The sequence below is a fragment of the Dinoroseobacter sp. S124A genome (genome assembly GCF_049801015.1).
Lineage (GTDB): Bacteria > Pseudomonadota > Alphaproteobacteria > Rhodobacterales > Rhodobacteraceae > Dinoroseobacter.
In genome coordinates, this window is record NZ_JBNAGD010000001.1 from 777,703 (window position 1) to 804,500 (window position 26,798).

At 64.5% G+C, this 26,798-nt stretch carries 25 protein-coding genes; 18 read left to right on the forward strand and 7 right to left on the reverse strand.

The features are described from left to right. Positions 1 to 4 precede the first annotated feature (4 nt). Genes hisD through ACP15I_RS03860 form a run of 5 tightly spaced genes read left to right on the forward strand, consistent with a single transcriptional unit; the run spans position 5 to position 4,786 of the window. Positions 5 to 1,315 (forward strand): histidinol dehydrogenase, encoded by a 1,311-nt coding sequence (gene hisD, locus ACP15I_RS03840; RefSeq protein WP_424966759.1) that lies wholly within the window; start codon positions 5 to 7, stop codon positions 1,313 to 1,315. A 5-nt stretch (positions 1,316 to 1,320) separates the two neighbouring features. Next, on the forward strand, positions 1,321 to 2,415 hold the full coding sequence (locus ACP15I_RS03845) for a LacI family DNA-binding transcriptional regulator (RefSeq protein ID WP_424973948.1): 1,095 nt from the start codon (positions 1,321 to 1,323) through the stop codon (positions 2,413 to 2,415). Positions 2,416 to 2,427: 12 nt separating this feature from the next. Next, positions 2,428 to 3,399 carry a cupin gene (locus ACP15I_RS03850; protein WP_424966757.1) on the forward strand — a complete coding sequence of 324 codons (972 nt, stop codon included), beginning with the start codon at positions 2,428 to 2,430 and terminating at the stop codon, positions 3,397 to 3,399. Then, a complete protein-coding gene (locus ACP15I_RS03855) occupies positions 3,396 to 4,091 on the forward strand; it encodes an alpha/beta fold hydrolase (RefSeq protein ID WP_424973949.1) in 696 nt (231 codons plus the stop codon). The genes ACP15I_RS03850 and ACP15I_RS03855 overlap by 4 nt, the downstream gene beginning before the upstream one ends. Then, positions 4,076 to 4,786 (forward strand): RraA family protein, encoded by a 711-nt coding sequence (locus ACP15I_RS03860; protein ID WP_424973950.1) that lies wholly within the window; start codon positions 4,076 to 4,078, stop codon positions 4,784 to 4,786. The genes ACP15I_RS03855 and ACP15I_RS03860 overlap by 16 nt, the downstream gene beginning before the upstream one ends. A 142-nt stretch (positions 4,787 to 4,928) precedes the next feature. Here the strand turns inward: ACP15I_RS03860 and ACP15I_RS03865 are convergent, their stop codons facing one another. Further along, positions 4,929 to 5,315 carry a YciI family protein gene (locus ACP15I_RS03865; RefSeq protein WP_424973951.1) on the reverse strand — a complete coding sequence of 129 codons (387 nt, stop codon included), beginning with the start codon at positions 5,313 to 5,315 and terminating at the stop codon, positions 4,929 to 4,931. A 98-nt stretch (positions 5,316 to 5,413) separates the two neighbouring features. Here ACP15I_RS03865 and ACP15I_RS03870 point away from each other — a divergent pair, with 98 nt between their 5' ends. From ACP15I_RS03870 to ACP15I_RS03900, 7 genes are read left to right on the forward strand one after another with little or no spacing between them, the layout of a single operon-like run. After that, positions 5,414 to 6,301: a fumarylacetoacetate hydrolase family protein gene (locus ACP15I_RS03870; RefSeq protein ID WP_424973952.1), complete on the forward strand. Its 888-nt coding sequence runs from the start codon at positions 5,414 to 5,416 to the stop codon at positions 6,299 to 6,301. Beyond that, on the forward strand, positions 6,298 to 6,963 hold the full coding sequence (locus ACP15I_RS03875; RefSeq protein WP_424973953.1) for a malonic semialdehyde reductase: 666 nt from the start codon (positions 6,298 to 6,300) through the stop codon (positions 6,961 to 6,963). The genes ACP15I_RS03870 and ACP15I_RS03875 overlap by 4 nt, the downstream gene beginning before the upstream one ends. Before the next feature lie 3 nt (positions 6,964 to 6,966). Continuing rightward, entirely contained in the window at positions 6,967 to 7,422 is a 456-nt protein-coding gene (locus tag ACP15I_RS03880) for an OsmC family protein (RefSeq protein WP_424973954.1), read from the forward strand. 26 nt (positions 7,423 to 7,448) lie between these two features. Then, on the forward strand, positions 7,449 to 8,537 hold the full coding sequence (locus tag ACP15I_RS03885) for a C4-dicarboxylate TRAP transporter substrate-binding protein (RefSeq protein WP_424966749.1): 1,089 nt from the start codon (positions 7,449 to 7,451) through the stop codon (positions 8,535 to 8,537). Between the two features lie 16 nt (positions 8,538 to 8,553). Further along, positions 8,554 to 9,075, forward strand: a complete 522-nt coding sequence (locus tag ACP15I_RS03890; RefSeq protein WP_424973955.1) for a TRAP transporter small permease — start codon at positions 8,554 to 8,556, stop codon at positions 9,073 to 9,075. Then, positions 9,072 to 10,376 carry a TRAP transporter large permease gene (locus tag ACP15I_RS03895; RefSeq protein ID WP_424966747.1) on the forward strand — a complete coding sequence of 435 codons (1,305 nt, stop codon included), beginning with the start codon at positions 9,072 to 9,074 and terminating at the stop codon, positions 10,374 to 10,376. The genes ACP15I_RS03890 and ACP15I_RS03895 overlap by 4 nt, the downstream gene beginning before the upstream one ends. Before the next feature lie 17 nt (positions 10,377 to 10,393). Continuing rightward, the gene (locus tag ACP15I_RS03900; RefSeq protein WP_424966746.1) at positions 10,394 to 11,266 is read left to right on the forward strand and encodes a dioxygenase; all 873 of its coding nucleotides are present in this window, start codon (positions 10,394 to 10,396) and stop codon (positions 11,264 to 11,266) included. A 4-nt stretch (positions 11,267 to 11,270) separates the two neighbouring features. Here the strand turns inward: ACP15I_RS03900 and ACP15I_RS03905 are convergent, their stop codons facing one another. The 6 genes from ACP15I_RS03905 to iolD all read right to left on the reverse strand — a co-directional run bounded on the left by ACP15I_RS03905 (position 11,271) and on the right by iolD (position 17,727). After that, entirely contained in the window at positions 11,271 to 11,975 is a 705-nt protein-coding gene (locus tag ACP15I_RS03905; protein ID WP_424973956.1) for a GntR family transcriptional regulator, read from the reverse strand. Between the two features lie 217 nt (positions 11,976 to 12,192). After that, the gene (iolG, locus tag ACP15I_RS03910; RefSeq protein WP_424973957.1) at positions 12,193 to 13,182 is read right to left on the reverse strand and encodes an inositol 2-dehydrogenase; all 990 of its coding nucleotides are present in this window, start codon (positions 13,180 to 13,182) and stop codon (positions 12,193 to 12,195) included. Next, the gene (locus tag ACP15I_RS03915) at positions 13,179 to 14,021 is read right to left on the reverse strand and encodes a class II fructose-bisphosphate aldolase (protein WP_424973958.1); all 843 of its coding nucleotides are present in this window, start codon (positions 14,019 to 14,021) and stop codon (positions 13,179 to 13,181) included. Before ACP15I_RS03915 ends, iolG begins: the two co-directional genes overlap by 4 nt. Beyond that, on the reverse strand, positions 14,018 to 14,860 hold the full coding sequence (locus ACP15I_RS03920) for a 5-deoxy-glucuronate isomerase (protein ID WP_424973959.1): 843 nt from the start codon (positions 14,858 to 14,860) through the stop codon (positions 14,018 to 14,020). Before ACP15I_RS03920 ends, ACP15I_RS03915 begins: the two co-directional genes overlap by 4 nt. Positions 14,861 to 14,863: 3 nt before the next feature. Continuing rightward, on the reverse strand, positions 14,864 to 15,862 hold the full coding sequence (iolC, locus tag ACP15I_RS03925) for a 5-dehydro-2-deoxygluconokinase (RefSeq protein WP_424973960.1): 999 nt from the start codon (positions 15,860 to 15,862) through the stop codon (positions 14,864 to 14,866). Further along, a complete protein-coding gene (gene iolD / locus ACP15I_RS03930; protein ID WP_424973961.1) occupies positions 15,862 to 17,727 on the reverse strand; it encodes a 3D-(3,5/4)-trihydroxycyclohexane-1,2-dione acylhydrolase (decyclizing) in 1,866 nt (621 codons plus the stop codon). The genes iolC and iolD overlap by 1 nt, the downstream gene beginning before the upstream one ends. 125 nt (positions 17,728 to 17,852) lie before the next feature. Here iolD and ACP15I_RS03935 point away from each other — a divergent pair, with 125 nt between their 5' ends. From ACP15I_RS03935 to ACP15I_RS03960, 6 genes are all read left to right on the forward strand, one after another. Then, positions 17,853 to 18,971 carry a Gfo/Idh/MocA family protein gene (locus ACP15I_RS03935; protein WP_424973962.1) on the forward strand — a complete coding sequence of 373 codons (1,119 nt, stop codon included), beginning with the start codon at positions 17,853 to 17,855 and terminating at the stop codon, positions 18,969 to 18,971. Next, entirely contained in the window at positions 18,968 to 19,864 is an 897-nt protein-coding gene (locus ACP15I_RS03940; protein WP_424973963.1) for a TIM barrel protein, read from the forward strand. Before ACP15I_RS03935 ends, ACP15I_RS03940 begins: the two co-directional genes overlap by 4 nt. A 10-nt stretch (positions 19,865 to 19,874) precedes the next feature. Beyond that, positions 19,875 to 21,011 carry a Gfo/Idh/MocA family protein gene (locus ACP15I_RS03945; protein ID WP_424973964.1) on the forward strand — a complete coding sequence of 379 codons (1,137 nt, stop codon included), beginning with the start codon at positions 19,875 to 19,877 and terminating at the stop codon, positions 21,009 to 21,011. A 267-nt stretch (positions 21,012 to 21,278) separates the two neighbouring features. Then, positions 21,279 to 22,925: a hypothetical protein gene (locus ACP15I_RS03950; RefSeq protein WP_424973965.1), complete on the forward strand. Its 1,647-nt coding sequence runs from the start codon at positions 21,279 to 21,281 to the stop codon at positions 22,923 to 22,925. A 260-nt stretch (positions 22,926 to 23,185) separates the two neighbouring features. Then, positions 23,186 to 24,832 carry a hypothetical protein gene (locus ACP15I_RS03955; RefSeq protein WP_424973966.1) on the forward strand — a complete coding sequence of 549 codons (1,647 nt, stop codon included), beginning with the start codon at positions 23,186 to 23,188 and terminating at the stop codon, positions 24,830 to 24,832. A gap of 282 nt (positions 24,833 to 25,114) precedes the next feature. Continuing rightward, positions 25,115 to 26,791: a hypothetical protein gene (locus tag ACP15I_RS03960; protein ID WP_424973967.1), complete on the forward strand. Its 1,677-nt coding sequence runs from the start codon at positions 25,115 to 25,117 to the stop codon at positions 26,789 to 26,791. Positions 26,792 to 26,798: the final 7 nt, after the last annotated feature.

Genomic DNA, 26,798 nt, shown 5'->3' on the forward strand with positions numbered 1-26,798 from the left:
ACCCATGACCATCGAGTATCTCAAGCGCTCCAAGCCCGAGGCGGAGCGTGCCGAAGACGACGCCAAGGTCCGCAAGGTCGTCGAGACGACGCTGGCCGATATTCAGACCCGCGGTGACGCGGCCATTCGTGATCTCAGCCAGAAATTCGACGGCTATGCGCCCGAACGTTTTCGCTTGAACACCTCCGAGATCGAGGCCGCCATGCAAAAGGTCTCAACCCGGGATATGGAGGATATCCGTTTCGCGCAGGACCAGATCCGCGCCTTTGCTGAGGCGCAGCGGGCCTCGATGACGGATATCGAGGTCGAGACCCGGCCCGGGGTCATCCTCGGGCATCGCAACATCCCGGTGCAATCCGTGGGCTGCTATGTGCCGGGCGGCAAGTTTCCCATGGTTGCCTCGGCCCATATGTCCGTGCTGACGGCTGCGGTGGCGGGCGTGCCGCGGATCGTGGCCTCGGCCCCGCCGGTGGATGGCGCGCCCCATCCGGCGATTGTCGCGGCGATGCATCTGGGCGGTGCCCATGAGATCTATGTGCTCGGCGGAATCCAGGCCGTGGGCGCCATGGCCATCGGGACCGAAACCATCGAGCCGGTGCATATGCTGGTGGGCCCGGGCAACGCCTTTGTCGCCGAGGCCAAGCGGCAGCTTTACGGCCGGGTGGGGATCGACCTCTTTGCCGGGCCGACCGAGACCATGGTCATTGCCGATGACACCGTGGATGCCGAGATGTGCGCCACGGATCTGCTGGGACAGGCCGAGCATGGTTATAACTCACCCGCCTGCCTGATCACCAATTCGCGCAAGCTCGCCGAGGACACCCTGACCGAGATCGACCGGATCCTCGCGATCCTGCCCACCGCCGAGACCGCCGCCACAAGCTGGCGTGATTATGGCGATGTGATCCTCTGCGAGAGTTATGACGAGATGCTGCAGGTCGCCAATGACATGGCCTATGAGCATGTGCAGGTGATGACCGACCGGGATGACTGGTTCCTGGCCGAGATGCATTCCTATGGCGCGCTCTTCCTCGGGCCGCGCACCAATGTGGCCAATGGCGACAAGGTGATCGGTACGAACCACACCCTGCCCACCAAGAAGGCCGGACGGTATACGGGCGGGCTCTGGGTTGGCAAGTTTCTCAAGACCCATTCCTACCAGAAGATCACCAGCGACGCGGCAGCGGCCGAGATCGGCGCCTATGGCTCGCGGCTCTGCATGCTCGAGGGCTTTGTCGGCCATGCCGAGCAGTGCAACGTCCGGGTCCGCCGCTATGGCGGGCGCAACGTGCCCTACGGGGAAGCGGCGGAGTAGGCCCCATGCCCGAGGCGCGGATCACGGCGGCGGATGTGGCACGGCGGGCGGGCGTAAGCCAGCCCACGGTCAGCCGTGTCTTCACGCCCGGCTCCCGCGTCTCGCCCGACAAGATCCAGCGCGTGCAGGAGGCCGCCCGCGAGCTGGGCTACCGGCCCAATACGCTCGCGCGCTCGCTCAATACCGGGCGCAGCTACACGATCGGGATCGTGCTCGCCTATCTCACCAATCCCTTCTACCCCGAAGCGCTGCAGATCCTGTCGGAACGCTTCAGCGCACGCGGCTACCACATGATGGTGATCTTCGCCCAGAACCTCGAGGAGGAGGTGGACGGCGTGGTCGAGAACCTGATGGCCCATCAGGTGGACGGCATCATCCTCGCCTCGGTCAGCATGTCGAACTCTCTGACCGAGCGGTTGCGCGACCTGAACATGCCCTTCGTGCTGTTCAACCGCGGGCAGGAGGATCGCACCCTGCCATCGGTGACGGCGGCGAATTACGCGGGCGGCTATCTGGCCGGGCAGTTCCTCGTGGCCGGCGGGCACAGGCGCATCGCCCATGTGGCAGGCTGGCGCAAATCACTGAACGGGCGGGACCGGCAGGCGGGCTTCGTGGCGGCCCTGGCCGAGGCTGGGCAGGCGCCCGTGGCCACTATCGACAGTCATTTCCGCCGCGAGGTGGCGGCGGAGGCAACGCGGAGCCTCTTTGCGCGGCCCGACCCGCCCGACGCGATTTTCGTGGGCAATGACCATATGGCCTTTGCCGTGCTCGAAACCCTGCGGACCGAGTTGGGCCGCGCGGTCCCCGAGGATGTCTCGGTGGTGGGCTATGACGATGTCGCCATGGCCGCCTGGCCGACCTATGACCTCACCACCCTGCGCCAGCCCGCGCGACGTATGGCCGACGAAACCGTCACCATGCTGCTCGGCATGATCGAGGATGGCGTGACCCCTATGGGGCGGCTCGAGATCGAGAGCCCGCTGATCCTGCGCGGCTCGGCCCGCATTCCCGAAAGCTGGCCCCGGACAGATCCGCCTTCGGACCAGAGCCCCGACACAGTCCCGACCCCAACCCCAGACCCGTCCCACGGTCAGACCTAAGGAGACCCCCCCATGACATCGCCCGATCTGGAGCCCCGCATCGTGCGCTATGGCGAGCTTGTGCCCTGCAAGACCGCCTTTATCGACGCCCATACGCCGGGGTCCGACCAGAAGGAAAACTTCACCATCATTGGCGGCGGCGTGTCGGAAAGCCCGGACCAGCATGTCCATCTGCGCGACGCGATCGGCTTCAATATCGGGGCTGCGGGTCAGCCGCCGAAATGCCGCAACTCGCTGCATGACCACAACACCGCCGAGGTCTTCTTCGTTCTCAAGGGCCGCTGGCGGTTCTTCTGGGGGCGACATGGCGATGCGGGTGAGGTCGTGCTGGAGGAGGGGGATATCTTCAACATCCCCACGGGGATCTTTCGCGGGTTCGAGAATATCGGGCTCGATTACGGAATGATCATGGCCGTGCTCGGTGGCGATGATGCGGGAGGCGGCGTGCATTGGGCCCCGCAGGTCGTCGAGGATGCCGGCTCCCACGGGCTGGTTCTGGGCGACAATGGCAAGCTCTATGACAGCGCCAAGGGCGAGCGTCTGCCCGAGGGGGTCACGCCAATGCCGCTTATGCCCGCCGACGAGCTCGCCAAGCGCGGCGAGCCCAGCACGGCGGATGTGGTGCCCCATTACGTGGCCCGCTACTGGGATCTGATGGCGCTCGCGGACAGGGCGCCGGTGAGCGTGATTGGTGCCGAGGCAGTGATCCGGGACCGGCCCGGTTTCGAGGTCGAGTTCCTGACCCGGGGCTCTGCCACATCGGATGAGCACGCCAGCGACATGCCCGAGGTTCTGATGCCCGTGCGCGGGCATTGGCGGCTCGGCTGGGCCGGTGGAGAGACCGTGCTCAACCCGGGCGACACCTGTCTGATCCCGGCCGGACTGTCCCATACGCTGTCCCCGGCCATGACGGGCGAGGTCAGCCTCTACCGCGTGCGCCGCACCAGTGATCCGGCGGGCAAGACCCTGCCGCTGGCCGGATGAGAGAGCCTCTCGTCTTTTTGCCGGGGATGATGTGCGATGCGCGGCTCTTTGCGCCGCAGATCGCGGATCTGTCCCATGCGCGGCCCATTCTCGTAGCCCCCCTGATCGGGGCTGACAGCATGGCGGCGCTTGCGGCGTCGGTGCTGAAGATCGCGCCACCGCGGTTTGCGCTGGCCGGGCTCTCCATGGGCGGGATCGTCGCGATGGAGGTGATCCGGCAGGCCCCCGAGCGGGTCACGCGGCTCGCACTGCTCGACACGAACCCCAAGGCGGATCCGCCCGGCAAGGCGCCCGATCGCGCGGCGCAGGTCGCGCGCGTGCTGGATGGTGGGCTCCTGCAGGTGATGCGCGAGGAGGTGATGCCCTATTACATCGCCTCCGATGATCCGACGGATCCAATCCTCGATCTGTGCCAATCCATGGCCGAGGATCTCGGCCCGCAGGTCTTTGCCGCGCAGTCACATGCGGTGCAGACCCGGCCCGACCAGCAAGAGAGCCTTGGCCGCGTGCAAGTGCCGACGCTCGTGCTCTGCGGGGCCGAGGACCGGATGTGCCCGCCCGCGCGCCACGAGTTGATGCGGGATCTGATCCCCGGCGCGCGGCTGGCGCAGATCCCGGAGGCTGGGCATCTGCCGACGCTGGAGACCCCAGAGGCCGTAACCAGGGAGCTTGCCCAATGGCTGAACGTATGATCGATCCGTCCCTTCTGGCGCTGTTGCGCGCCGTGGACACGCCGACCGTCTGCAACGCGATCGAGGTCGCCCAGGGCCAGCGCGGGTTCGACCGCTATACCCGCGGCACGATGCAGCATTCGCGTCCCGGGGATCCGGCGATTGTCGGGTTTGCGCGCACGGCCAGGATCTCGGGACTGGCACCGCCAACCGAGCCGCCCGAGGTTATTCGGGCGCGGCGGATGGAGTACTTCCGCTCCATGGCTGCGGGGCCGTCGCCCAGTGTCGCGGTGATCGAGGATGTGGATGCGCCCGATTGCGTGGCCGGCTGGTGGGGCGAGGTTCATGTGGCGGTCCATAAGGGGCTCGGGCTCGCCGGGGCGGTGACCAATGGAGTGATGCGCGATCTTGATGTTATGGATGAGGGGTTTCCCGTGCTCGCCGGCAGCATCGGGGTCAGCCATGCCTTCGTGCATGTGACCGAGATCGGGACCCCGGTGACGGTGCATGGCCTGCGCGTGGCCCAAGGCGAGTTGATCCATGCGGATCGCCACGGGGCGCTGGTCATCCCGACCGAGGTGTTCGACACGCTCAAGGCCGCGATCCGGACCGTGATGGCGAGCGAGGCGATTGTCCTGGGGCCCGCCCGTGCGCCGGGGTTTGACATCGCCAAGCTGGAAGAGGTCTGGGCGGCCTTCGAAGCCGCACGCACCTGAGCCAGGGCACCCGCGATCCGTGGCTCTGTCCGGTCCCCGGACAGAGCGGACCCGCGTCGCCCCGGCCGGGGCCGGAGTAGAGAGAGCAGGCACTGACGCCGACACGCAGCGACCGCCTTGGCGGGCGCTGCCATGCTCCGCCCTAGCTGAGCGAGACGGTCTTGCCCGACAGGCCCACAGACAGGGTCAGCGACCCTTCATTGATCAGCCATTTGCGCAGCACGTAGCTGCGCGCGCCGCATTTATGCATGGGATCGGCCTCGGCCAGGGCCTGCGCGTCTTCAAAGGATGCGACACGATAGACGATCATGCCGATCCCTTCCATCAATGCCCCGGTTTCATCCGACATCGGTCCGGCAAAGGCGAGCGCGCCGCGCGCCTCCAGCTCGGCCTGGTAGGCCAGATGGTCGGGCAGGGCGGCCTTCACCGCCTCGGGGGCACCGCTGGGTGTGGATTGGGCCACGTACAACTCCAGCGCGAGCGCGCCCCGTGCCTTGGCCTCAGCCTTGTAGCTCTCCCATGGCGGCATCAGACCCCTCCCTCTTTCCGTGATTTAAAAATATCGATTTTATTTGACTTGGGGTTTTTTTATCGCCAAAAATGCCCGCAAGCAAGAGGGAGGCTCGGATGCGATTTCTAGTTGGGCGCGTTGAAGGCGCACAAAGCGTATTTGCCGTCAGCGGCGATCAGGCGATCAATCTGAGTGCGGCTGTGCCGGGCATCGGGACGGACCTGTCCGCCTTGATCGAGGACGCGGATATTCGCGCGGCGGCCGAGGCAGCCCTCGCCGCGGCCGGGACCTCGGTGCCGGTGTCCGACATCGTGCCGGCACTGCCCGTCACGGCACCGCCGACGATCATCTGCCTTGGCCTGAACTACGTCGAGCATATCAAGGAGGGCGGCTACGACATCCCGGACTATCCGGCGCTCTTCATGCGGGGACGCAAGTCGATCATGGCCGCAGGCGCGCCCATGGTGCGGCCCAGCTGTTCGGAGCAGCTTGACTACGAGGCCGAGCTGATGGTGGTGATCGGCAAGGAAGGGCGTCACATCTCCGAGGCCGACGCCCTGTCGCATGTCTTTGGCTACACGGTCTTCAATGACGGTTCGGTGCGGGATTATCAGCGCAAGACCCATCAATGGACGCCGGGCAAAAATTTCGACGCGACCGGCGCGATCGGTCCTGTCGTCGTCACGCCCGACGAGCTCCCCGAAGGCGCCACGGGGCTCAAGATCGAGAGCCGTGTGGGCGACGAGATCCTGCAATCCTCGAACACCTCCAACATGCTCTGGGGGGCGGCCAAGGCGATTTCGATCATCTCGGGCTACACGACCCTGATGCCCGGCGATCACATCGCCCTCGGCACCCCGCCCGGTGTGGGCCACGCCAAGAAGCCCAACCCGCGCTGGCTGCGCCCGGGCGAGACCGTCGAGATCGAGATCGAAGGCATCGGCATCTGCGCCAGCCCGATCCTCGACGAGGCGGATCTGTCCCAGAAGACGGCGGCCGAATGATGGGGGAGGGCGATCAATCCCTCGACGCGCTGCGAGCGCAGGCGCAGGAGGCCGTGCGGTCCCTGCGCGCGCGCAAACCACGGCTCGATGATGACGCGATCGACCTGATTCTACGCGACGCGCGCTCGCATTACGCCTGGACCGACAAGCCGGTCAGCGAAGAGATGCTGCGCACGCTTTACGAGATCACGATCAACGGCCCGACCAGCATGAACACCTGCCCGGCGCGGTTCATTTTCGTGACGACCGATGCGGCTAAGACCCGGCTGGCCAAGTCGCTCAAGCCCAAGAATGTCGAGAAGATGCGCGCGGCTCCGGTCACGGCGATCATCGCCTGGGACCCGGATTACTGGCGCAAGCTCGACTTTCTGTTCCCTCATGAAGATCGCAAGCCGCTCTTTGACGGCAAGCCGGGCTATGCCCATGACACGGCCTATCGCAACTCCACCCTACAGGGCGCGTATTTCATGATCGCGGCCCGAGCCATGGGGCTGGACGTGGGGGCGATGTCGGGCTTCTCGAATGCCATTGTGGATGAAGAGTTCTTTGCCGAGAACGGTTGGAAGTCCAACTTCCTGTGCAATATCGGCTATGCGGATGAAACCGCCCTGTTCCAGAAACTGCCGCGCTTTGGCTTTGACGATATCTGCGAGATCATCTGAGCGATGGCGCTGCGTCCGAAACCCACGGTCACGCTCAAGGCCGAAGCGCAGTGCCCCAGCCACTCACGGGCGGATGTCACCATCCGCGATCTGGCCTTTGCGATCGACGAGCCGACCGAGCGGGGCGGGACCAATGCAGGGCCCACCCCCACGGACACGGCCCTTGGCGCGCTGATCGGCTGTACCAATGTGATTGGGCATAAATGCGCGACGCGGCTCGGGGTGGATATCGGCCATCTGGCCATCAGCGTCACCTGCCGCTTTGACCGGCGGGGCGTGACGCTCGCCGAAGAAATCGATGTGCCTTTCGAGGCCATCACCCAGACCGTCCTCAGCGATGGCACTGCAACGGATCAAGAATTGCAGACCGTCGCCCGCGAGGTCGAGAAATTCTGTCCCCTCGCCAAGCTGTTTGCCGGGGCGGGGACCGAACTGACAACGATTTGGAGGAAGGCCTGACCAAAGGGCCATCAAGGGAGGATACCATGTTCAGCAAACTGACACGCCGCGCCACGTTGGCGGCACTTCTGATCGGGGCCACCGCGCTTCCGACCATGGCACAGGAAAAGATCCGCGTGAGCGTGATCGACGGCTACCCGGCCCGTGCGCTCTGGGTGAAGGAGTTCACCAACTTCTTCATCCCCGAGGTCGACAAGCGCCTCGCCATGTCCGGCAATTACGAGATGGACTGGATGGAGAGCTATGGCGGCACCATCGTCAAGCCGAAGGGCGTGCTCGAAGGGGTGAAGCTGGGCCTGGGCGATATCGGCATCGTCACCACCATCTTCCACAGCTCGAAACTGCCGAGCCAGGGGCTCGCGGCGGTCACGCCCTTCGTGTCCTCCGATGCGCGGGCCGTGGCCAAGGCGGTGGATGAGATCGCCAAGGAATACCCGGCCATGCAGGCCGAGTTCGATGCGCAGAACCAGGTCTATCTGGCCACGGGCGTGGTGCTCGACACTTATCAGGTCTTCTCGCGCGAGCCGGTGAATGCGTTGTCGGATCTCGAAGGGACCAAGGTCGCCGGTGCGGGCATGAACCTTCGCTATCTGGAGGGGATCGAGAATGCCGCCGGCGTGCGGGGCGGTCTGACCGATTTTTACAACATGGTGCAGACCGGTCTGGCCGACAGCGCGATGCTCTGGCCCGAGGCCGCCGCGACCTTCAAGATCGCCGAGGTGGCACCCTATATGCTCAAGGCCGATCTGGGCGCGGTGAACTCCAAGACGATCACCGTGAACAAGGATTACTGGGAGAAGCTCCCGGATGAGGTGAAGGAGGTCCTGCAGGAGGTCGCCGTGGCCTATCGCGACCATGTGGCAGGCATCGCCATGGACCGCGCGCAAGCCAGCCGCGACGCCTATGTCGCCGCAGGGGGCACCATCGTCGAGATGGACCCGGAGCAGCGCGCCGCCTGGGCCAATGCCATGCCGAATATCGCGGCCGAATGGGCGGCGAGCCTGGATGCGGCCGGGCAGCCGGGCACGCAGATGCTCAACACCTATATGGGCAAGTTGCAGGCGGCGGGCTTCACCCCGGTGCGCGACTGGTCCGATGACGACGCCGTCAACTGAGCTCTGAAGGCCCCGGATGAGCTTGTTCGCCAAAATCGCCAGCGGCGTGGCCATGGCCGCCAATGCCGCTGGCACCTTCGTGGTCATCGCCCTGATCGCCGTGGTCAATTATGACATCATCGCGCGCGGGATCTTCTCGCAGCCCTTTCTGGGCGCGGTGGAGGTCGTGCAGTTCTCCATGGTGCTGATCGTGTTCCTGCAATTGCCGGACGTGATCCGCGTGGGGCGGCTGACCCGGTCGGACGGGTTCCTGATGCTTATGCGGCGGCGCAAGCCCCCGGTGGGCCGGGCCCTGAGCCGGGTGATCGATGGGATCAGCGCGCTTTTCATGGTGCTGGTCGCCGTCGCGATCTGGCCCGAATTCCTCGAGATGTGGAACACCAAGGACTTCTTTGGCGTGCCTGGCGTCTTCACCGCGCCCTGGTGGCCGGTGAAGCTGGTGATTTTCCTGAGCGCCTGCCTCTGCACGGTGCATTTCATCCTGCACATCTTCACGCAGACCGGGGATAGCGCCCCGCATCAGGAAAGCGGCTCATGACCCCCGTCGATATCGGTCTCATCTCGATCGGTGCGATCATCGTGCTGATCTATCTGGGGATGTATATTCCCATCGCGCTCGGCCTCGTGAGCTTCCTTGCGATCTGGATCATGCGCGACAACATGGATCTGTCCTTCGCGCTGCTGAAGATCGCCATCGGCGACAGCGCGATGGAATACACCTTTGCGACGATCCCGCTCTTTACCTTCATGGGGCTGATCGTGTCCAAGGCCGGGCTGGGCGCGGATATCTACTCGGTCATGAACCAGGGCTTCCGGCGCATCACCGGCGGGATCGGCATGGCCACTGTCGGCGCCAATGCGGTCTTTGCCGCCGTGACGGGGTCGTCCATCGCCTCGGCCTCGGTCTTTTCCAAGATGTCCGTCCCCGAGATGCTGCGCCACAAGTACAACCCGCGCTTTGCCGTGGGGGTCGTCGCGGGCAGCTCGGTTCTCGGCATGATCATTCCGCCCTCGGCGATGCTGATCATCTACTCCTTCGTGGCCGAGCAATCCGTGGGCGAGATGTTCCTCGCCGGTGTGATCCCGGGTCTCTTGCTGGCCGTGGCCTATGTGGCGGCGATCTGGTTCATGGGGCGCTTCACCCCCGGCTTTGTCGGCGGCGAGATGGTGGAGGAGGGCGACCTGATGCCCTGGTCCGAGATCGCCGTGAAGACCCTGCCGATCCTCGGCCTGATCATCGTCGTGCTGGGCGGGATCTATACGGGCTGGACCACGCCGGTGGAGGCGGGGGCGGCGGGCTCGCTTTTGGGGATCATCATCGCGGCTGTTCGCGGCCGGATCAATCTGCGCAGCTTCTGGGAAACGGTGATCGAGACCGGGCATATCACCGCCGCGATCCTCTTCCTGATCACGGCGGCCTCCATGTATGCCCGGATGCTGGGGCTCGCCGGGCTGCCCAACGAGTTGCAAAACATCCTTGCGGCGAACGACTTCTCGTTCTTCTGGATCATGGTCCTGCTGGTGGTGCTGATGCTGTTTCTCGGCACCATTCTCGACACGGCCTCGATCATCCTGATCGTCGTGCCGCTCTTTTTGCCGCTGATCGACGATATGGGGCTGAGCCTCGTGTGGTTCGGGATCGTGGCCGTGGTGGCCGCCGAGATCGGGCTGCTGACGCCGCCATTGGGGCTCAGTTGCTTTGTCATCAAGGCCACGCTCGATGATGACCGGATCAAGCTCAAGGACGTGTTCCTGGGGGCGCTGCCCTTTGCCTTCGTGATGCTGCTGGTGCTGATCTTGCTGATCCGCTTCCCCGGCCTCAGCCTCGCCCTTCTCTGACGACAGGAGACCGCCCCATGCGGAATGTGACCAAAGACAATATCACCGATGTGTTCATGGGCTATCTGGGCGCCGACACGGACCCGCGCCTGCGCGAGGTGATGGGCAGCCTTGTCCGGCACCTGCACGCCTTTGCCCGCGAGACGAACCTGACCCATGCGGAGTGGAACACGGGCATCCAGTTCCTCGAACGCGCTGGCGAGATCTCGGACAAGGAGCGGCACGAGTTCGTGCTGCTCTCGGATGTGCTGGGGCTCTCATCGCTGGTGGATATGCTGCACAACTCTTCCGAGGGGACATCGTCCTCGGTGCTGGGGCCGTTCCACATCACCGGATCGCCGCCGCTCGCCGTGGGCGGGGATATGCGCAAGGATTTCGATGCGCCGGTCCTTTTGGCCGAGGGGGTGGTGCGCGCGCCCGATGGCACGCCCATTCCGGGGGCCACGCTCGATATCTGGCAGACCGCGCCCAACGGGCTCTATTCCAGCCAGGATCCGGATCAGGACACCTATTCCTTCCACGGGCTGCAGACCGTGGGCGAAGACGGCCGCTATGCCTTCACCACCGTGCGCCCTGTGGAATACACCGTGCCGTCGGACGGGCCCGTGGGGGATATCCTGCGCGCCTGCGGGCGTCACCCGTGGCGGCCCTCGCACCTGCATTACATCGTCGAGGCCGAGGGCTACAAACCGCTCGTGACCGAGGTCTTCCCCGAGGATGACCCCTATCTCGATCAGGATACGGTGTTCGGGGTGCGCGAGGATCTCGTCATGCGCTACGAGACCCGGCCCGCGGGCAGCTTCCCGCGCGAGGGGTTCGCCTTGTCCGGCAAGGTGGCCGATGCGTATCTCGCCGTGACCTTCGACCTGACCCTCGTGCCGCTGGCCTGAGGGGCTACTCGGCGACCTTGGGGGCTGCGCTGTCCCCAAGGCTCTCGGCGAGAAATGCGCCGGTATTGCGATAGTGATCCAGAAGCCGCGTGCTCGCCGCCTCCACATCCCGCGCGACCACGGCGGCCAGAATGCCCGCATGTTCGTCGCCCACATCGCGCCGCCCATAGCTGAGCGCGCTGCCCGCCAGATAGCGGTAGCGAATGTTTAGGTCGTAAAGCTGAGAGCAGAATTTCAGAAGGATCGGCGAGCGCGCATTGGACAGCAGCGCCATGTGAAACCCCTTGTGGAAGGATTCGTAATCCGGGTCCTGCGCCGCCTTGGCGCGCTTCATCCGGTGATGGGCCAGCACCACCTCTTCCTCCCAGGCTTCGCTGGCCTCGGCGAGGCTTTCGCGCAGGGCCAGATCCTCCAACGTGCAGCGCAGGGTCAGGATCTCGTCGAAATTCTCGGCGCTGACATCTGCGGTGCGAAAGCCGCGCTGGTCGATCCGCTCCACGAGGTAGTCCGAGGTCAGCAGGCTCAGGGCCTCGCGGATCGGCGAGGCGCCGGTATCGAGCCGCTTGCGTAGCCCGTCGATCTTGAGCTTCTCGCCCGGCTGCAAAGCGCCGGTCACGATCATCTTGCGCAAGGTGTGATAGGCGCGCTGCGTGGCCGAGCCATCGCTCGGAGACGGAACCGAAGCCGAAAGAGGATCTTGCGCGTGCATCTGGTGGTCTCCGCAAACATGCATAGGTGAGTCAGCTTAACCGTCCGGCCAGCGTGCCCCAATGGAAACCGCCGGCCAGGGCCCCGCATCATGAATATGGTGGCCCGATAGCGGCATTTTTGCCGATATAGGCCAGATATTCAACATAAAATCGATAAAATGGCCCGGAGGTCGTCCGGATGCGAAGGGCGCGCGCGGCGCGCCCCCGCCTGAGCGTCTACGCCGTGAGCCGGATCGGCGCGCCGGAGGCCATGGCGCGGGCCGCGCTGTCGGCGAGCCTTTGGGCCGCCACTCCGTCTTCGATCGTGGCGCTGAGGGGCGCACCAGAGCTCACCGCCTCGACGAAATGGGTCATCTCGGCGAGATAGGCGGCCTCATACCGTTCGAGGAAGAAATCCATGGTCCGCGCGCTGTTGAACCCATCGCCCCCGGCGCGGGTCACGAGATGGCTCGGCTGGTTCGCGGCCTGCAGCATGCCCTCCGCGCCATGGACCTCGATCCGCTGGTCATAGCCATAGGTCGCCCGGCGCGAATTGGTGATCTGACAGATCTTGCCGCTCGCCGTGGTCAGGGTCACGGCGGCGGTGTCCACATCGCCCGCCGCGCCGATCTCGGGATCCACAAGGCAAGAGCCCACGGCATAGAGCTCCACCGGCTCTTCGCCCAGAAGGAAGCGCGCCATGTCGAGGTCATGGACCATCATGTCCCGAAACAGTCCGCCCGAGCTCTCGATATACGAGATCGGGGGCGGGGCAGGGTCGCGTGAGGTGATGATCACCTGCTCGATATTGCCGATGGCCCCGGCGCGGAGCTGGGCCTGCAAATGGGCAAAGCTCGGGTCGAAACGCCGGTTGAACGCGGTCAGAAACGGCACGCCCGCGGCGGCCACGGCCTCGCGGCACTCGGCGGCGCGCTCCGCGCTCAGATCGATGGGTTTCTCGCAAAAGATCGCCTTGCCCGCCGCGGCACAGGCGTGGATCTGGTCGTAATGCAGGGTGGTGGGCGTGGCGATGATCACCGCGTCGATATCCGCGCCGGCGATGATGGCCTCTGGCGCACGAATCTCGGCCCGGCTGGACGCGGCCAGTGCCTCGGCGGCGGCGGGCATCGCGTCGGCCACGGCCACGAGATCCGCCCCGGCCATGCGTGACAGGCTGCGGGCATGGACCTGTCCGATCCGGCCACATCCCAAAAGTCCCAGTTTCATGCGATTTCCTTTTCTGGCGCGAGGGCGCGGAGGGCGCTCCGCGCGGCGGCCTCAAGAGGGGCTTCGACCTCGCGCAGGATCTGCACCCGGTCGAACCGGTCCGGGTCGGCGGCCACGGCGCTGCGCAGGGCGCTGCCGAAGGCCGTGCGCAGCTCGGTTCCGATATTGAACTTGCAGATGGACGTGCCGCGCGCGAGCCGGGCGCGCTGCTCAATCGGCACGCCGGATCCGCCATGGATCACAAGGGGCACTTCGGTCCGGGCGTCGATCTCGGCGATCCGCGCCTCGTCCAGCCCGCCCTCGCGGTTCTGCTGCAGGTGGACATTGCCCACGGAGATCGCCATGGCATCGACGCCGGTCTCAAAGGCAAAGCGTTCCGCCTCGGCCGGGTGCGTGCCTTGGCTGGCGGCGCCGTCGGAATAGCCGACAAAGCCGATCTCGCCCTCGCAAGAGACCCCGGCCCGATGCGCCATCTCGGCGATCAGCGCGGTCTGGGCGATATTCTCGCTCAGCGGCAGTTTCGAGCCATCGAACATCAGCGAGGTGAAGCCGCTATCGAGCGCCTCGCGGCATTCGTCAAAGCTGTAGCCATGGTCGAGATGGGCCACCACAGGGACCGAAACGCTCTCGGCGAGGTGGCGGAACATCCGGCCCAGAACGGGCAGGGGCGTGTGGGCCCGGCAGGAGGGCCCGGCCTGCAGGATCACCGGCAGCCGCTCGGCCTCGGCGGCGGCCACATAGGCGCGCATATCCTCCCAACCGAGGCAGACGAGCCCGCCCACCGCATAGCCGCCCTTGAGCGCGGGTTGCAGAACATCGGAAAGCGTCGCGAGGGTCATTTGAACTTCGCCACCATGTCCATGATGCCCGGGATCGTGTGCAGCTGTTCTGCATGGGTGGGCTGGAAATATTGCTTCAGGCTGCGCTGGCTGAGCCCGCCGAGGATGGTGAAGTAATACATCTCGTAGCCCGGCAGCGCGGCGCAGGGGTGATAGCCCTTGTCGATGCAGATCGTGGAGCCATCCATGATGTGATAGGCGTCGCCGGGCTTGTTGTCCTCGCGCTGAAGCATCTGCAGACCCGAGCCGTAATTCGGCTTGAACCGGAAATTGTAGGTCTCGTCATGGCGGGTCTCGTCCGGCAGACGATCCGTGTCATGCTTGTGGCTCGGAAAGCCCGACCAGCCGCCCGCACCCACGGTGAAGAGCTCGGACACCAGCAACCGCCCGACGCGCTCATGCTGGTTGGCCCCGAGGATATGCTTGATCTTGCGATGGGTCTTGGTGTCATCCGAGCCGTATTGCACAAGGTCGAGCTCGTCGGCGCGCACGGCAAAAGGCTCGAGCACCTTGTCGAACTTGGCCCCGGCGATGAAGACCTCGGCGCTGTCCGAGAGGCAGGTGAAGCGCGCCTCCATCCCGGTGGGGACATAGACGCCCTCGGGCTCGCCGTCCCAGACATCGACGCCGCGCCCGCCGAGCTTGGCGGCGCTGAACCCGCACGCGCTCACATCGATCAGGCCGGTGGCCGGGACGATGCAGGTCTCGTAGCCCGGAACCGCATAGCCGAAGCTTTCGCCTTTCTTGAGCTTGACGATGTTGAAGTAGTTCAGCGGAACCAATGCATCATCTACGTCGACGATCGGTTTGTTTTCATTGTCAAATGGTGCGATATGCATAGCTTATCCTTCCGCGCGGCTCTGGGGCGCGCTTGGTCCGGGATGGCGTGCGAGAAACGCCTCCAATTCATCCGTATCGGGCATGGCGGGGGCGCAGCCGGGCTTGGCCACCACGATGGCTGCACATGCCGAGCCGCGCAGGACGGCCTCATCCATGGGGCGGCCCTCGGCGAGACTGGCGAGGAACCCGGCCATGAAACTGTCGCCTGCGCCCGTGGGTTTCAGCGCCTCGACCTCGTAGATGCCCGTGCGGGTCTCGGTGCCGAGCGCGAAGGTGATCGCGCCCAGATGGCCCATCTTGTAGACGACGATGCTGGCGCTGGTCTCGGCGAGCGCGCGGGCCTTGGCGAGGCCCTTGTCGATGCCGCCCGCCATGAAGCCGAACTCCTCGTCATTGGCGACGATGACATCCGAGAGCGCACCGGCCCGGGACAGGACGTCCTCGGCGACGGCGGGGCTGGGCCAGCTATAGGGGCGGTAATCCACGTCGAAGATCACCGGCAGTCCGGCGGCGCGGGCGAGCTCGAAGGCGCGAAAGGCCGCGCTGCGCGAGGGTTCAGCGGCAAAGACCGTCCCGGCGGTGATCAGCGCGCCATATTGCTCGTAATCCACGGCCTCCACATCGGCGATGGACATCTGAAAATCCGCGGCCCCGTTGCGGTAAATGACCGAGTTATGGTCTTCGACCCGGGTCTCATAGAGCGCGAGCGAATTGCGATACTCCCCCGCGATGGGGTGCACATGGCGGGCATCGACGCCATAAGCGCCAAGCTGCGCGACACAGTAGCGCCCCACCGCATCATCCGAGACCCGGGTGACCAGCGCCGCCTCGGCGCCGAACTTCACCAGACCGGCGGCGATATTGGCCGAGGAGCCGCCCATGGCCACCGTCATGCTGGTCGATTGCTCGATCCCGGTGCCCGGCGGTTCGGGTGACAGGTCCATACCCACCCGCCCGATCACCAGAAACCGCTTTTGCGCGATGCCGCTGAGAACGTCCATCAGACGCCCTTCCGCTGGCGGGCGCGGGCCGCTTCGATCTCTTCATGGGCGGCGCGGACCTTGGGGTTGTCGGTGATATGGGGCGTGCCCACCTCCCACCAGGTGTGGCCCTCGGTGGTCCAGCCCTCATAGGCGTCCACATTCATCACGATCACGCTGGTCTTGTCCGAGGCCTTGGCGGCCTTGAACGCCTCGGCCAGCGCCTCGGCGTTTTCGGCATAGACCGCATCCGCCCCCATGGAGGCCGCATGGGCCACGAAGTCGACGCCAAAGGCCTCGGGCACGGTGGGGGTGTCCGCGATCAGGTTGTTGAAGCTCTCGTTCCCGGTGTTGTTCTGCAGCTTGTTGATGACTGCAAAGCCGCCATTGTCGAGCACCAGCACGATCATCTTCTTGCGGGTCAGGACCGAGGAATAAATGTCGGAATTCAGCAGCAGATAGCTGCCATCCCCGGCGAAGACGATGGTGTCAGCCTCGGGCTCGACCTCGGCCTGCGCGATGCGCGCGCCCCAGCCACCGGCGATCTCGTAGCCCATGCAAGAGAAGCCGAATTCAACATCAACCGTGCCGATATCCAGCGTGCGCCAATTCGCGGTCACCTCCGCCGGAAGGCCGCCCGCCGCGGCCACCACCCGGTCACGCGGATCGCAGAGCGCGTTCACCACGCCGATCGCCTGCGCGTAGGAGTTCGGGCGGTTCCCCGGGCGCACATTCTCGGCCACATAGGCCATCCAGTTGCGGCGTTCCTCCTGCGCATAGGCGGTCCATTGGGCCGGGCAGCGATAGTTCGTCATCTCGGCGGCAAGCGCCTCCAGCCCGAGCTTGGCATCGCCGACAATCGGCAGGGCGCGGTGCTTGCCCGCATCGTGCCGCGCGGCGTTGAGCGAGATGAACTGCGCCTCCTTGGCGAAGGCCGTCCAGGAGCCGGTGGTGAAATCCTGCAACCGGCAGCCCACCGACAGAATCACATCCGCCTGTTCGGCCACCGCATTGGCGCTGTCCGAGCCGGTCACGCCCACGGGGCCGATATTCAGCGCGTGGTCGTTGAGCAGGTTGGCCCGCCCGGCAATGGTCTCGATCACGGGGATGTTGTGGTCCTCGGCGAAAGCCGTCAGCTCGGCCACCGCGTCAGAATATTGCACACCGCCCCCGGCAATGATCACGGGCCGCTCGGCGTCGCGCAGCAGGGCCGCCGCATCGGCGACCTCGCGGGCATCGGGCGTGATCCGGCGAATGCGGTGGGTCTTTTCCTCAAACATCTCAATCGGATAGTCAAAGGTCCAGCCCTGCACATCCTGCGGCAGCGCGATGAAGGCCGGGCCACAATCGGCCGGATCCAGCATGGTCGCGAGGGCTGCGGGCAGGGATTGGATGATCTGGGCGGGATGGGTGATCCGGTCCCAGTAGCGTGTGACCGCCTGAAACGCATCGTTCAGCCCGAGCGCGGGATTGCCGTAATGCTCCAGCTGCTGGAGCACCGGGTCGGGCAGGCGGGTCAGGAAGGCATCCCCGCAGAGCATCAGCATCGGCAGGCGGTTCGCATGGGCCAGCGCCGCCGCCGTCAGCAGGTTCGCCGTGCCGGGGCCCGCACTCGCCGTGCAGAACATGAACCGGCGACGCAGGTGATACTTGGCATAGGCCGCGGCGGCGAATCCCATGCTCTGCTCGTTCTGCCCACGATAGAGCGGCAGCGTCTCGCGGTGATCATAGAGCGCCTCGCCGAGACAGGTCACATTGCCATGCCCGAAGATCCCAAAACCGCCACCGCAGACCCTCTGTCGTGTGCCGTCGATCTCGATGAATTGTGCGTTCAGATAGCGAATAATCGCCTGAGCCGTCGTCAGACGGACCGTGTCCCCAGCCATCTCTCGTGTCTCCTCCCAGAGCGCGCGACTGTCGCGCAGATCTGCGATCAGGTTCTGACTTGACCGCGTTCTGAGTTAGACGATACTCACGTTGCAACCGGTTGCAAGGGTTTTTGGGAGGGCTCATGTCGGAGATCGGAATCGGCATCATCGGCGGTGGCTATATGGGCAAGGCCCATGCGGTCGCCTATGCCTGCGTGGGGGCCTTGTTTGACACCCGCCTGAAACCGCGACTCGAAATGGTGGCGGCCTCGTCGCCCGCCTCTGCCGAGCGGTATCGCAAGGCGTTCGGCTTTGCCCGGGCGGCGCAGGACTGGACTGAGCTCGTGGCGGATCCAAAGGTCGAGGCGGTGGTGATCGCCTCGCCGCAGGAGACCCACCGCGCCATCGTCGAGGCGGCGGCAGCCCTGGGCAAACCCGTGTTCTGCGAGAAGCCTCTGGGCGCTTCGCTGGCAGAGGCGCAGGCCATCACGGCGGCAGCCGAATCGGCGGGCATCGTCAACATGATCGGCTTCAACTATATCCGCACGCCCGCCTCGCAATATGCCCGGCGGCTCGTGGCAGAAGGCGAGATCGGCGAGGTGACCTGGTTTCGTGGCGAGCATACGGAGGATTTCTATGCGGATCCCGAGATGCCCGCGAGCTGGCGCACCGAGGGCGAGGCGAATGGCACCATGGGGGATCTGGCCCCCCATATGATTAACGCAGCACTCGCGCTGATCGGGCCGATCACGTCGCTGATGGCCGAGATCGAAACCGTGCACCCTGACCGGGGCGGGGTGGCCGTGACCAATGACGACCACGCCCAGATGATGTGTCGCTTTGCGGGCGGGGCCATGGGGCATCTCTATTTCAGCCGCATCGCGACTGGTCGCAAGATGGGCTATATCTATGAAATCACGGGGACAAAGGGCGCGATCCGCTTCAACCAGGAAGACCAGAACAGCCTCTGGCTCTACCGGGCCGAGGGGCCCGAGGCCGAGCGCGGGTTCCGGCAGATCCTAACCGGCCCGGCCCATCCGGACTATCTGCCCTTTTGCCAAGGGCCGGGCCACGGGACCGGCTATCAGGATCAGATCGCGATCGAGGCGCGCGATTTCCTCGAGGCCATCGCCGATGGCGCGCCGCGCTGGCCCACCTTCCGTGACGGGCTCTCCGTCAGCCAGGTGGTGGCTGCCGCGCAGAAATCTCAGGCCACGCGACAGTGGCAGGATGTGGTTCAAGTGAAGGACATGCCCCAATGACCATCCGTATCGGCAATGCCCCCTGTTCCTGGGGGGTGGAATTCGCAGGTGATCCCCGCAACCCGGGCTGGCGCGACGTGCTGCGCGAGAACGCAGAGGCGGGCTATACGGGGATTGAGCTGGGGCCCGTGGGCTTCATGCCCGAGGACCCGCCGCAGGTGGCCGAGGCGCTGGATGAGCATGGGCTCGAGCTCATCGGGGGTGTTGTCTTTCGTCCGTTCCACGATGCGGGCGCATGGGATGAGGTGCTGGATGCCTCGGTGCGCACCTGTCAGGCGCTGACGGCCCATGGGGCGCAGCATCTTGTACTGATCGACTCGATCTCGCCTCGTCGGGCCCCCACCGCAGGTCGCGCCGAGGCCGCCGAGCAGATGGATTCCGCTGAGTGGAGCGCCTATCGCGACCGCATCGCACATGTGGCCAAGATGGGGGCCGAGGAATACGGGCTGACGGTCGGGATCCACGCCCATGCGGCAGGCTTCATGGATTTCGAGCCCGAGCTTGAGCGGCTGCTGAGCGAGGTCGATGAGAGCATCCTCAAGATCTGTTTCGACACCGGCCACCATTCCTATGCCGGGTTCGACCCGGTGGCCTTCATGGAACGGCACCTGCCGCGCATCAGCTACATGCATTTCAAGGATATCGATCCGGTGGTGAAGGCCGACGTCATCGCCAAGCGCACCGGCTTCTATGATGCCTGCGGGCAGGGGATCTTCTGCAATCTTGGAGATGGCGACGTGGATTTCCCACGCGTTCGCCAATTGCTTGAGGAGGGTGGCTTTACCGGCTGGTGCACGGTGGAGCAGGATTGTGACCCGACCCTGCCGGATACGGACCCGCTGGGCGATGCCAAGCTGAACCGCGCCTATCTGCGCTCCATCGGATTTGAGTGAGGATCGCGCGATGAACAGACTGACCTGGGGTATGATCGGCGGTGGTGAAGGCAGCCAGATCGGCCCGGCCCACCGTCTCGGCGCCATGGCCGATGGCAATTTCACCCTGACCGCAGGGGCGCTCGACGTGGATGCCGCCAAGGGCAAGGCCTATGCCGAGCGGCTCGGCGTGGCCTCGGACCGGGCCTATGGCAACTGGCAGGAGATGCTGGAGGGCGAGAAGGGCCGCGCCGACAAGCTCGATCTCGTGACAGTGGCCACGCCGAACAACACCCATTTCGAGATCACCAAGGCGTTTCTCGAGGCCGGGTTCCATGTGCTGTGCGAAAAGCCCATGACCATGACCGTGGAAGAGGGCGAGGAGATCGTCCGCATCGCCGAGGCCACGGGCAAGATCTGTGCGGTGAACTACTGCTATTCGGCCTATCCCATGGTGCGCGAGATGCGCGAGATGGTCCGGCGCGGGGATCTGGGCAAGATCCGCACGGTGGTCACCAATTTCTCGCACGGGCATCACGCCACGGGGGATGACGCCGACAATCCCCGGGTGCGCTGGCGCTATGATCCCAAGATGGCCGGGGTGTCGGGCCAGATGGCCGATTGCGGCATCCACGCGCTGCATCTGGCCTCGTTCATCACCGGCGACGAGGTGCGGACACTGTCGGCGGATTTCGCCTCCACGGTCTCGGCGCGGGTGCTCGAAGACGACGCCATGGTGAACTTCCGGATGGAAGGCGGCACGGTCGGGCGGCTCTGGTCCTCGACCATCGCGATCGGGCGGATGCACGGGCTCGACATTCAGGTCTTTGGCGAGCTGGGTGGAATGCGGTGGGCCTCGGAGCAACCGAACCAGATCCACTACACGCGCCTGAATGGTCGGACGGAGATCATCGAGAAGGGCGAGGCGGGTCTCTCGGATGAGGCCGGTCGGCTGAGCCGCGTGGCCATTGCCCATCCCGAGGGCTTTCCGCTGGCCGTGGCGAACATCTACGTGGATCTGGCGGCACGCATTCGCGGCGCGGCGGCCGGGGACCTGCCCCTCGCGGTGGACGGGCTGCGCTCCATGGCGGCGGTGTACGCAGCGGTGGATTCGGCGTCGAAGGACGGCGCTTGGGTCGATGCGCGCCCGCCCTCCTTGCGAGGCTGAGCGCGCGCCGAGATCCATGGAGTGCCATTTGACGGGCCGTCCCTTCGGGGGCGGCCCGTTTTGCGTTAGGCGCAGACCCAACAGGTCCGGCACATGTTCCTCTGGCGCACCAAAGGTGGCCGCGGGGCAAGATTATTGACGTAAGGATAACGGCTGGGGAATAGTTCTGGTCGAACCAACCGTGGCCCTGGGTTGCTCTTTTTACCGTCACTGGCGGCCCAAGGCATTTTCAGCCGAGGCATGACCCTTGGGTAAAGGATTAAAATCATGAGAGATTCTTCCTATCTCCGCCTGCTGGGCGGCGACCGTTCTGTCGATATCGAGATTGAAGCCGCCGGGAAGCCGGGGGATCTGGGCACCGTCAAGATCATTGGCGATCTGGTGAAGTTCGAAGCCGGGAGTGGCCTTACGAGCAAACCGTTCGGCCAGGTCACGGAGTTTGTGCTGCCCATTCGTGCGGTGATCGACGAGACGCAAACCGTGGCGTTCCGGGTGCCGATCTCGGCGGTCAACACGCCGGACGGTGTGGAACTGACCCTGCCTGGCGGGCGCACGGTCACGGACACCGCCTATGTTTCGCCGATCTCGGTTGCCGATCAGCTCGACACTCCGCTGAGCTTTTCCAGCCCGGGCTTCGCACCGATCACCGTGGACGACTCGATCATCGTCGACATCTTCAACACGCAGAACCCGCAGTTTCTTGCCGCGATCAGTCAGGCCCAAGGGCGGGTGAACGCCGCGCAATCGAATGTGGAGGACGCCCAGGACCGGCTCTTTGAGCTGGAGGATGCGGCCTTTGTCCTCGGCGAGGCGTTTCTGGCTCGCGAGGGGGCAACGGCGCTGCGCCAGCTTGCCAATATCGCCGAGGATGCGGTCGTCGGCGCGGCCTCGGCCGTGAACGCGGCAACATCCGCGTTCAACGCGGCGCTGTTCGACCTCAACATCGCCCAGACCGCGGTGTCCGTCGCACAATCCACGGCCAATTCAGCCTCGGCGGTCGTCAACAGTCTCAACAGCGCGCTTTCAAGCGCCTTGAGCGATCTGAATGGCTTTCTGAATGACGCCTTCGGCTTCCTTGCGGATTTCGGGTTCGCTGCGAGCCGCGCCGTTCTTGAGACCGTGCTGAATGTGCCGATCCTCGGGGGGCTGGTGCGTCCGCTCTATGATGAAATCGTTGATCTGGAGGATGAGGTCGACGACCTCCGGATCGACCTTTCCGCAGCGGACGCCGCGCTGAGCAATGCCCTGAATGCGCTCAGCACCGAGTTGGCGCAGCTCGGACAGGCGCAGGTGGATTTTGCAGCGGCGGAGCAGGCACTCAACGATGCGCTCTCCATCGATATCGACGCCTTGGAAGACGCGTTTGACGAGGCCGATGTCCTGGCGCGCCAGGCAGAGGCCGACGCCGAGCGACTGGAAAAACAGGTTGAGGAGCTGGGCTATTCTACGCCGGTGAAACTGGGCGATCTCGATGATGTGGCCTTTGATGTGGCCGAGGCGCTGGCCGCGCTTGGCCTGGCCGAGGGGGCGAAGCTGCTGGCTGAGGGCGAGCTGCTGGCCGCGAACTTGGCCTATGAGGCACAGCTTGCCCTGCTGCCGGATGCGGATTTCGAATTCACCCTCTCCGATCTGGGCTTCGATGTGGATTTGCAGGCGGGGCTGGAGTTCAATTGGAACCGGGCCACGGATGATGCGCCGCGCGAGAGCCTTCTGTCGCTGGTCTATGAGGTTGAGATCGCCTTGGCGGTCGACGCCACCAGCGAGGTCAATGGCGAGGTCAATACCATCGACATCGACCGCGGCTTCGAGCTGTCTGGCCGTGTGCCCTTCGAAGGGGGCGGGCGGGACCGGGCCGACCGCTTCGAACCCGGAGAACGCTGGGCCGAGCTCACGGACAGTTTCGACTTCGTCTGAACGGTCAGCTCCTGACTGCGGCGCCACCCGCACCACCACCACGCCGCCCCCATGTTGGGCGGCGTTTTAGGTAAATAAGTCAGGTATTTAAGGTATCTCGCCCACCGGCGAGCCGTGCGGCACAGCTTGACCAAACGTAAACAGCCGCTTAAAAAATGACGTTAATATGTGTGTCCTCGGAAAGGCAGGGGTGGAGACATGCCTTCGGAGACGCATGAACGTATTGGTCATGACCGACGTGTTTCCCGGAGGATCCCATTATGCGCAATTCATTGTACTTTCCGCTGCTCGGCGGTGATCGGATCCGCGATGTGGAGATTTTGGCAACAGGCCTGTCGAGTGCCAATGGCAGTTTGAACATCGTTGGCGATCTGGTGCGGTTTGAGGCAGGACCCGCGCTGACCAACGCGGCTTTCGGGGTCCCGGTCAGCATCGTGGTGCCCATCAGGGCAACAATAGATGGCAAACTCGGAGAGTTTAAGATTCCTCTACTGGCTGAGAACACACCGGATGGCGTGGAGATCACCCTGCCGGGCGGGCGGGTCGTGACCGACACGGCATATATCTCGCCGGTCTCGGTCGCCGATCAACTCGATGATCCGCTGAGCTTTTCCTCTCCGGACATCACACCGGTCTCGGTGGACGAGTCCATCCTTGTCGACCGGTTCAATGAAGAGAACCCGGAGTTTCTGGCGGCGGTCACTGCGGCGCAATCCGATGTGGATGCCGCGCAGCAGTCCTTTGCAGCAGCACAAGAGGCTCTGGAGGACGCCGAGGCGCTGGTCGCTCTGGTCTACGAGACCGCTCCCGCGCGCGCTGCTGCAGATGCGGCCAACGAGGCTGCACTCTTGTTGGAAGCCGCGGCGCGCGGGGCCGTCGCCGCGGTGAATGCAGCATCTGAGCTCGTTCAGGGGACAGCCGCGGCCATTGCGGCCGCGCAAGACCTGGTGAACAGTACGCAGGCTGCGGCTGCATCTGCCTCCAGTGCGGTCACGGCGGCCTCCAATGCTGTGGCAGTCGCCGCAAATGCGGCGGAGGATTTTCTCAACGACGCGTTCAAGATCCTGCGGGATGGCGGGTTTGACGCCACGCGGTCGGTTCTGGAATTTGCCCTGGACATCCCTGGCATCGGCGCGCTGTTGCAGCCGGTTTATGACGACCTTGTGGATGCCGAGGATGATCTCGCCGATGCAAGGGTCGATCTGAGCGGGGCGCAAGCGGCGCTGACCTCGGCGCTCAACGCTGTTTCGGACGCATTGGACGATCTCAGCCAGGCTGAGATCGATTTCTCCGACGCGGAAGAGGCGCTCAGCAATGCACAATTCGAATTGCCCTTCGCGCTGGAGGCTGCAAGCGAGGCGCGGCAGGTGGCAGACGCGGCCGAAGCGGCAGCGCGCGCTCTGGAGGCAGAGGTGTCGCAAAACGGGTTGACGGTGCCGGTAGACCTGCTGAGCTTTGAGGTTTTAGCGCTTGAAATCGGCGTCACTGCGGCAGCGGGCGCAGTGGGCTTGGCAGCGACCGAGTTGGGCGCGGCAGAGGCGGCGCTTCTGGCCGCAACCACAGCTTACGAGGCGCAGCTTGCGTTCTTGCCGGATGTGGAGTTCGAATTCGAGCTGTCCGATATCAGCCTCGATCTGGATGTGCAGGCCGGGTTGGAGTTCAACTGGAACCGCGCAAATGACGACGCCCCGCGTGAGAGCCTGCTGTCGCTGGTCTATGAGGTGGAGCTCGCCCTGGCGGTGGATGCGTCCAGCGAGGTCAATGGCGAGGTCAACGTCATCGATATCGACCGTGGCGTTGAGCTTTCGGGCCGAGTGCCCTTCGAGGGGGGCGGTCGGGATCGGGCCGAACGGTTCGAGCCGGGCGAGCGATGGGCGGAGTTTGCCGACGGTTTCGACTTCCTCTGACCGGTTGCTGCGCGGGGGCGGACTTCGCCTCTTGCGTGTGCAATCGCTGCATCTTTCATCACCGTACCACCTGAGCGGTTTTCTGTACGCGAAACAATCGCTTGCGAAGCCTGGAATCCTCCCCGCGCAGCTCAGCAACGAGTTGACCAAAGGTAAACACCCTCCCTAGAGTAACCTTGTTGTGCAAAAATGAATTTTCGAGCCGAGGGACGGGAACACCCCTGCGGTACCGCACATCAGGAACAGGTCACAGACCACAGCATTTCTGCGGAGGATCCCCCCATGCGCAACTCTTTTTATCTGCCTCTCTTGGGCGGGCCTCGCCGTGAGGATATCGAGATCATCGATGTCTCGGTGCCCGATGGGCAGGGGAGTGTCGAGATCATCGGCGATGTGTTCCGCTTCACGGCCGGGCCGGAGCTGCAGCAGTTCCCAATCGGTGTTCCGCTGCCCGTTATCGTCTCTGCGCGCTATCTGGATGGCGATGGCAAGGACGTCACGACGGCAATTCCGGTCATTGCGATCAACACCCCTGTGGGCGTGTCCCTGCAACTGCCCGGTGGGCAGCAGGTGCTCGACTCGGGTCTGATGTCTCCGATCGCGCCGAACCAGATGTTCGACGCGCCCTTTACCACCGGAACCCCCGACATCAGCACGACCTTGGACGAGTCCATTTTTGTCGACATCTTCAACGCGGCCAATCCCCAGTTTTTGGAGGCCTTCCTCGCGGCACAGGACGGAGTGGTGGCCAAGACGAACGCCTTTACCGAAGCTGTCGCCGCGTTCGAAGAGGCGGAAAATGCGCTGGAGCTGGTTCAAGGCGCACGGGACAGCCGTCTGGCGACGGATGCGCTCCAGCTGCAGGCCGATACCTTCGCGCAAGTCCTTCAGGATGCTCTGGACGAGTTCGCGGCAGCACAGATCGCCTTCACCAATGCCGCCCTTGCCGTGGCACAGGCGGACGCCGAAATTGCCTCTCTTGCCGATCAGGTCAATGCGCTGAACGCACAAGTTGAGATCTTCTCGGTCCAGTTCGCTTCGTTCAACACAAGTTTCGTACAAAAGACGGCCGAAATCTCAATTCTTCTGGCGCAATTGGGGCTGCCCGCCCCGGTGGAACAGCACCTGGACACGCCCGTCGGGGCCGTCCTGCAGCCGTTGGTCGATCAGCGCGACGCGTTCAAAAATCTGTCCGATACGGCGCTCGCCTCTTTCGAACAGGCAGAGCAGGAGCTTGAGCAGGTGGCCGCGGCGTTTACCGAGGCGCAAAACGACTTTGTCGAGGCAACGCTCGCGCAGGCTCAGGCGCAGGCCCGTCTGGAGGAGGCCGGTGAGGTCGACTTTCAGGCGCTGGAGGATGCCGTCGATCAGCTCGAAGCGCAGGTCCTGGCCAATGACTCGGTTGCCACGCAGCTTGAGACCGTTGTGAAGAACGAGTTTGGTGTCGAGGTCCCGGTCAGCCAGAACACGGTCCAAGAGTTCGAAGCCGCGTTTGTCGAAGCGGTGAACGGCAAGGTCTCTGCGGAGCTTGAGCTGGCACAGGCCCAAGCGACGTTTCAGGTCGCGGCCGCGAGCTACCAAGCGCAGCTGGATGAGTTGCCGGATGTGGAATTCACCTGGGATATCTTCTCGGCCAAGCTGTCGCTCGGGGCCAATCTGGGCTTCGAGTTCAGCTTCAACCGGGCAACCGATGACGACCCGTTCGAGGCCGCTCTCGCGCTGGTCTATGATGTCGAGATCGGACTGGCGCTCGACAGCCGGCTTACGATCAAGGACTTGTTCCTCGGGATCGATGAGGATGTCGATGTGGACGTGAATGACAGCATCACCATCGCCGGGCGCTATGAGTTCGACGGTGCCAACCGACCTTCGGGCGAACGGTTCGCGGATCTGGGGGATCGGTTCTCGGAGAGAGGCGAGCGTCTGGCCGACTGGTCCGACAGCTTCGACTTCCTCTGAACGGGAT

Bases quoted from the DNA above. Each gene is read 5' to 3' on its own strand.
- hisD (WP_424966759.1), top strand. From the start codon at position 5: ATGACCATCGAGTATCTCAAGCGCTCCAAGCCCGAGGCGGAGCGTGCC.
- ACP15I_RS03845 (WP_424973948.1), top strand. From the start codon at position 1,321: ATGCCCGAGGCGCGGATCACGGCGGCGGATGTGGCACGGCGGGCGGGC.
- ACP15I_RS03850 (WP_424966757.1), top strand. From the start codon at position 2,428: ATGACATCGCCCGATCTGGAGCCCCGCATCGTGCGCTATGGCGAGCTT.
- ACP15I_RS03855 (WP_424973949.1), top strand. From the start codon at position 3,396: ATGAGAGAGCCTCTCGTCTTTTTGCCGGGGATGATGTGCGATGCGCGG.
- ACP15I_RS03860 (WP_424973950.1), top strand. From the start codon at position 4,076: ATGGCTGAACGTATGATCGATCCGTCCCTTCTGGCGCTGTTGCGCGCC.
- ACP15I_RS03865 (WP_424973951.1), bottom strand. From the start codon at position 5,315: ATGCCGCCATGGGAGAGCTACAAGGCTGAGGCCAAGGCACGGGGCGCG.
- ACP15I_RS03870 (WP_424973952.1), top strand. From the start codon at position 5,414: ATGCGATTTCTAGTTGGGCGCGTTGAAGGCGCACAAAGCGTATTTGCC.
- ACP15I_RS03875 (WP_424973953.1), top strand. From the start codon at position 6,298: ATGATGGGGGAGGGCGATCAATCCCTCGACGCGCTGCGAGCGCAGGCG.
- ACP15I_RS03880 (WP_424973954.1), top strand. From the start codon at position 6,967: ATGGCGCTGCGTCCGAAACCCACGGTCACGCTCAAGGCCGAAGCGCAG.
- ACP15I_RS03885 (WP_424966749.1), top strand. From the start codon at position 7,449: ATGTTCAGCAAACTGACACGCCGCGCCACGTTGGCGGCACTTCTGATC.
- ACP15I_RS03890 (WP_424973955.1), top strand. From the start codon at position 8,554: ATGAGCTTGTTCGCCAAAATCGCCAGCGGCGTGGCCATGGCCGCCAAT.
- ACP15I_RS03895 (WP_424966747.1), top strand. From the start codon at position 9,072: ATGACCCCCGTCGATATCGGTCTCATCTCGATCGGTGCGATCATCGTG.
- ACP15I_RS03900 (WP_424966746.1), top strand. From the start codon at position 10,394: ATGCGGAATGTGACCAAAGACAATATCACCGATGTGTTCATGGGCTAT.
- ACP15I_RS03905 (WP_424973956.1), bottom strand. From the start codon at position 11,975: ATGCACGCGCAAGATCCTCTTTCGGCTTCGGTTCCGTCTCCGAGCGAT.
- iolG (WP_424973957.1), bottom strand. From the start codon at position 13,182: ATGAAACTGGGACTTTTGGGATGTGGCCGGATCGGACAGGTCCATGCC.
- ACP15I_RS03915 (WP_424973958.1), bottom strand. From the start codon at position 14,021: ATGACCCTCGCGACGCTTTCCGATGTTCTGCAACCCGCGCTCAAGGGC.
- ACP15I_RS03920 (WP_424973959.1), bottom strand. From the start codon at position 14,860: ATGCATATCGCACCATTTGACAATGAAAACAAACCGATCGTCGACGTA.
- iolC (WP_424973960.1), bottom strand. From the start codon at position 15,862: ATGGACGTTCTCAGCGGCATCGCGCAAAAGCGGTTTCTGGTGATCGGG.
- iolD (WP_424973961.1), bottom strand. From the start codon at position 17,727: ATGGCTGGGGACACGGTCCGTCTGACGACGGCTCAGGCGATTATTCGC.
- ACP15I_RS03935 (WP_424973962.1), top strand. From the start codon at position 17,853: ATGTCGGAGATCGGAATCGGCATCATCGGCGGTGGCTATATGGGCAAG.
- ACP15I_RS03940 (WP_424973963.1), top strand. From the start codon at position 18,968: ATGACCATCCGTATCGGCAATGCCCCCTGTTCCTGGGGGGTGGAATTC.
- ACP15I_RS03945 (WP_424973964.1), top strand. From the start codon at position 19,875: ATGAACAGACTGACCTGGGGTATGATCGGCGGTGGTGAAGGCAGCCAG.
- ACP15I_RS03950 (WP_424973965.1), top strand. From the start codon at position 21,279: ATGAGAGATTCTTCCTATCTCCGCCTGCTGGGCGGCGACCGTTCTGTC.
- ACP15I_RS03955 (WP_424973966.1), top strand. From the start codon at position 23,186: ATGCGCAATTCATTGTACTTTCCGCTGCTCGGCGGTGATCGGATCCGC.
- ACP15I_RS03960 (WP_424973967.1), top strand. From the start codon at position 25,115: ATGCGCAACTCTTTTTATCTGCCTCTCTTGGGCGGGCCTCGCCGTGAG.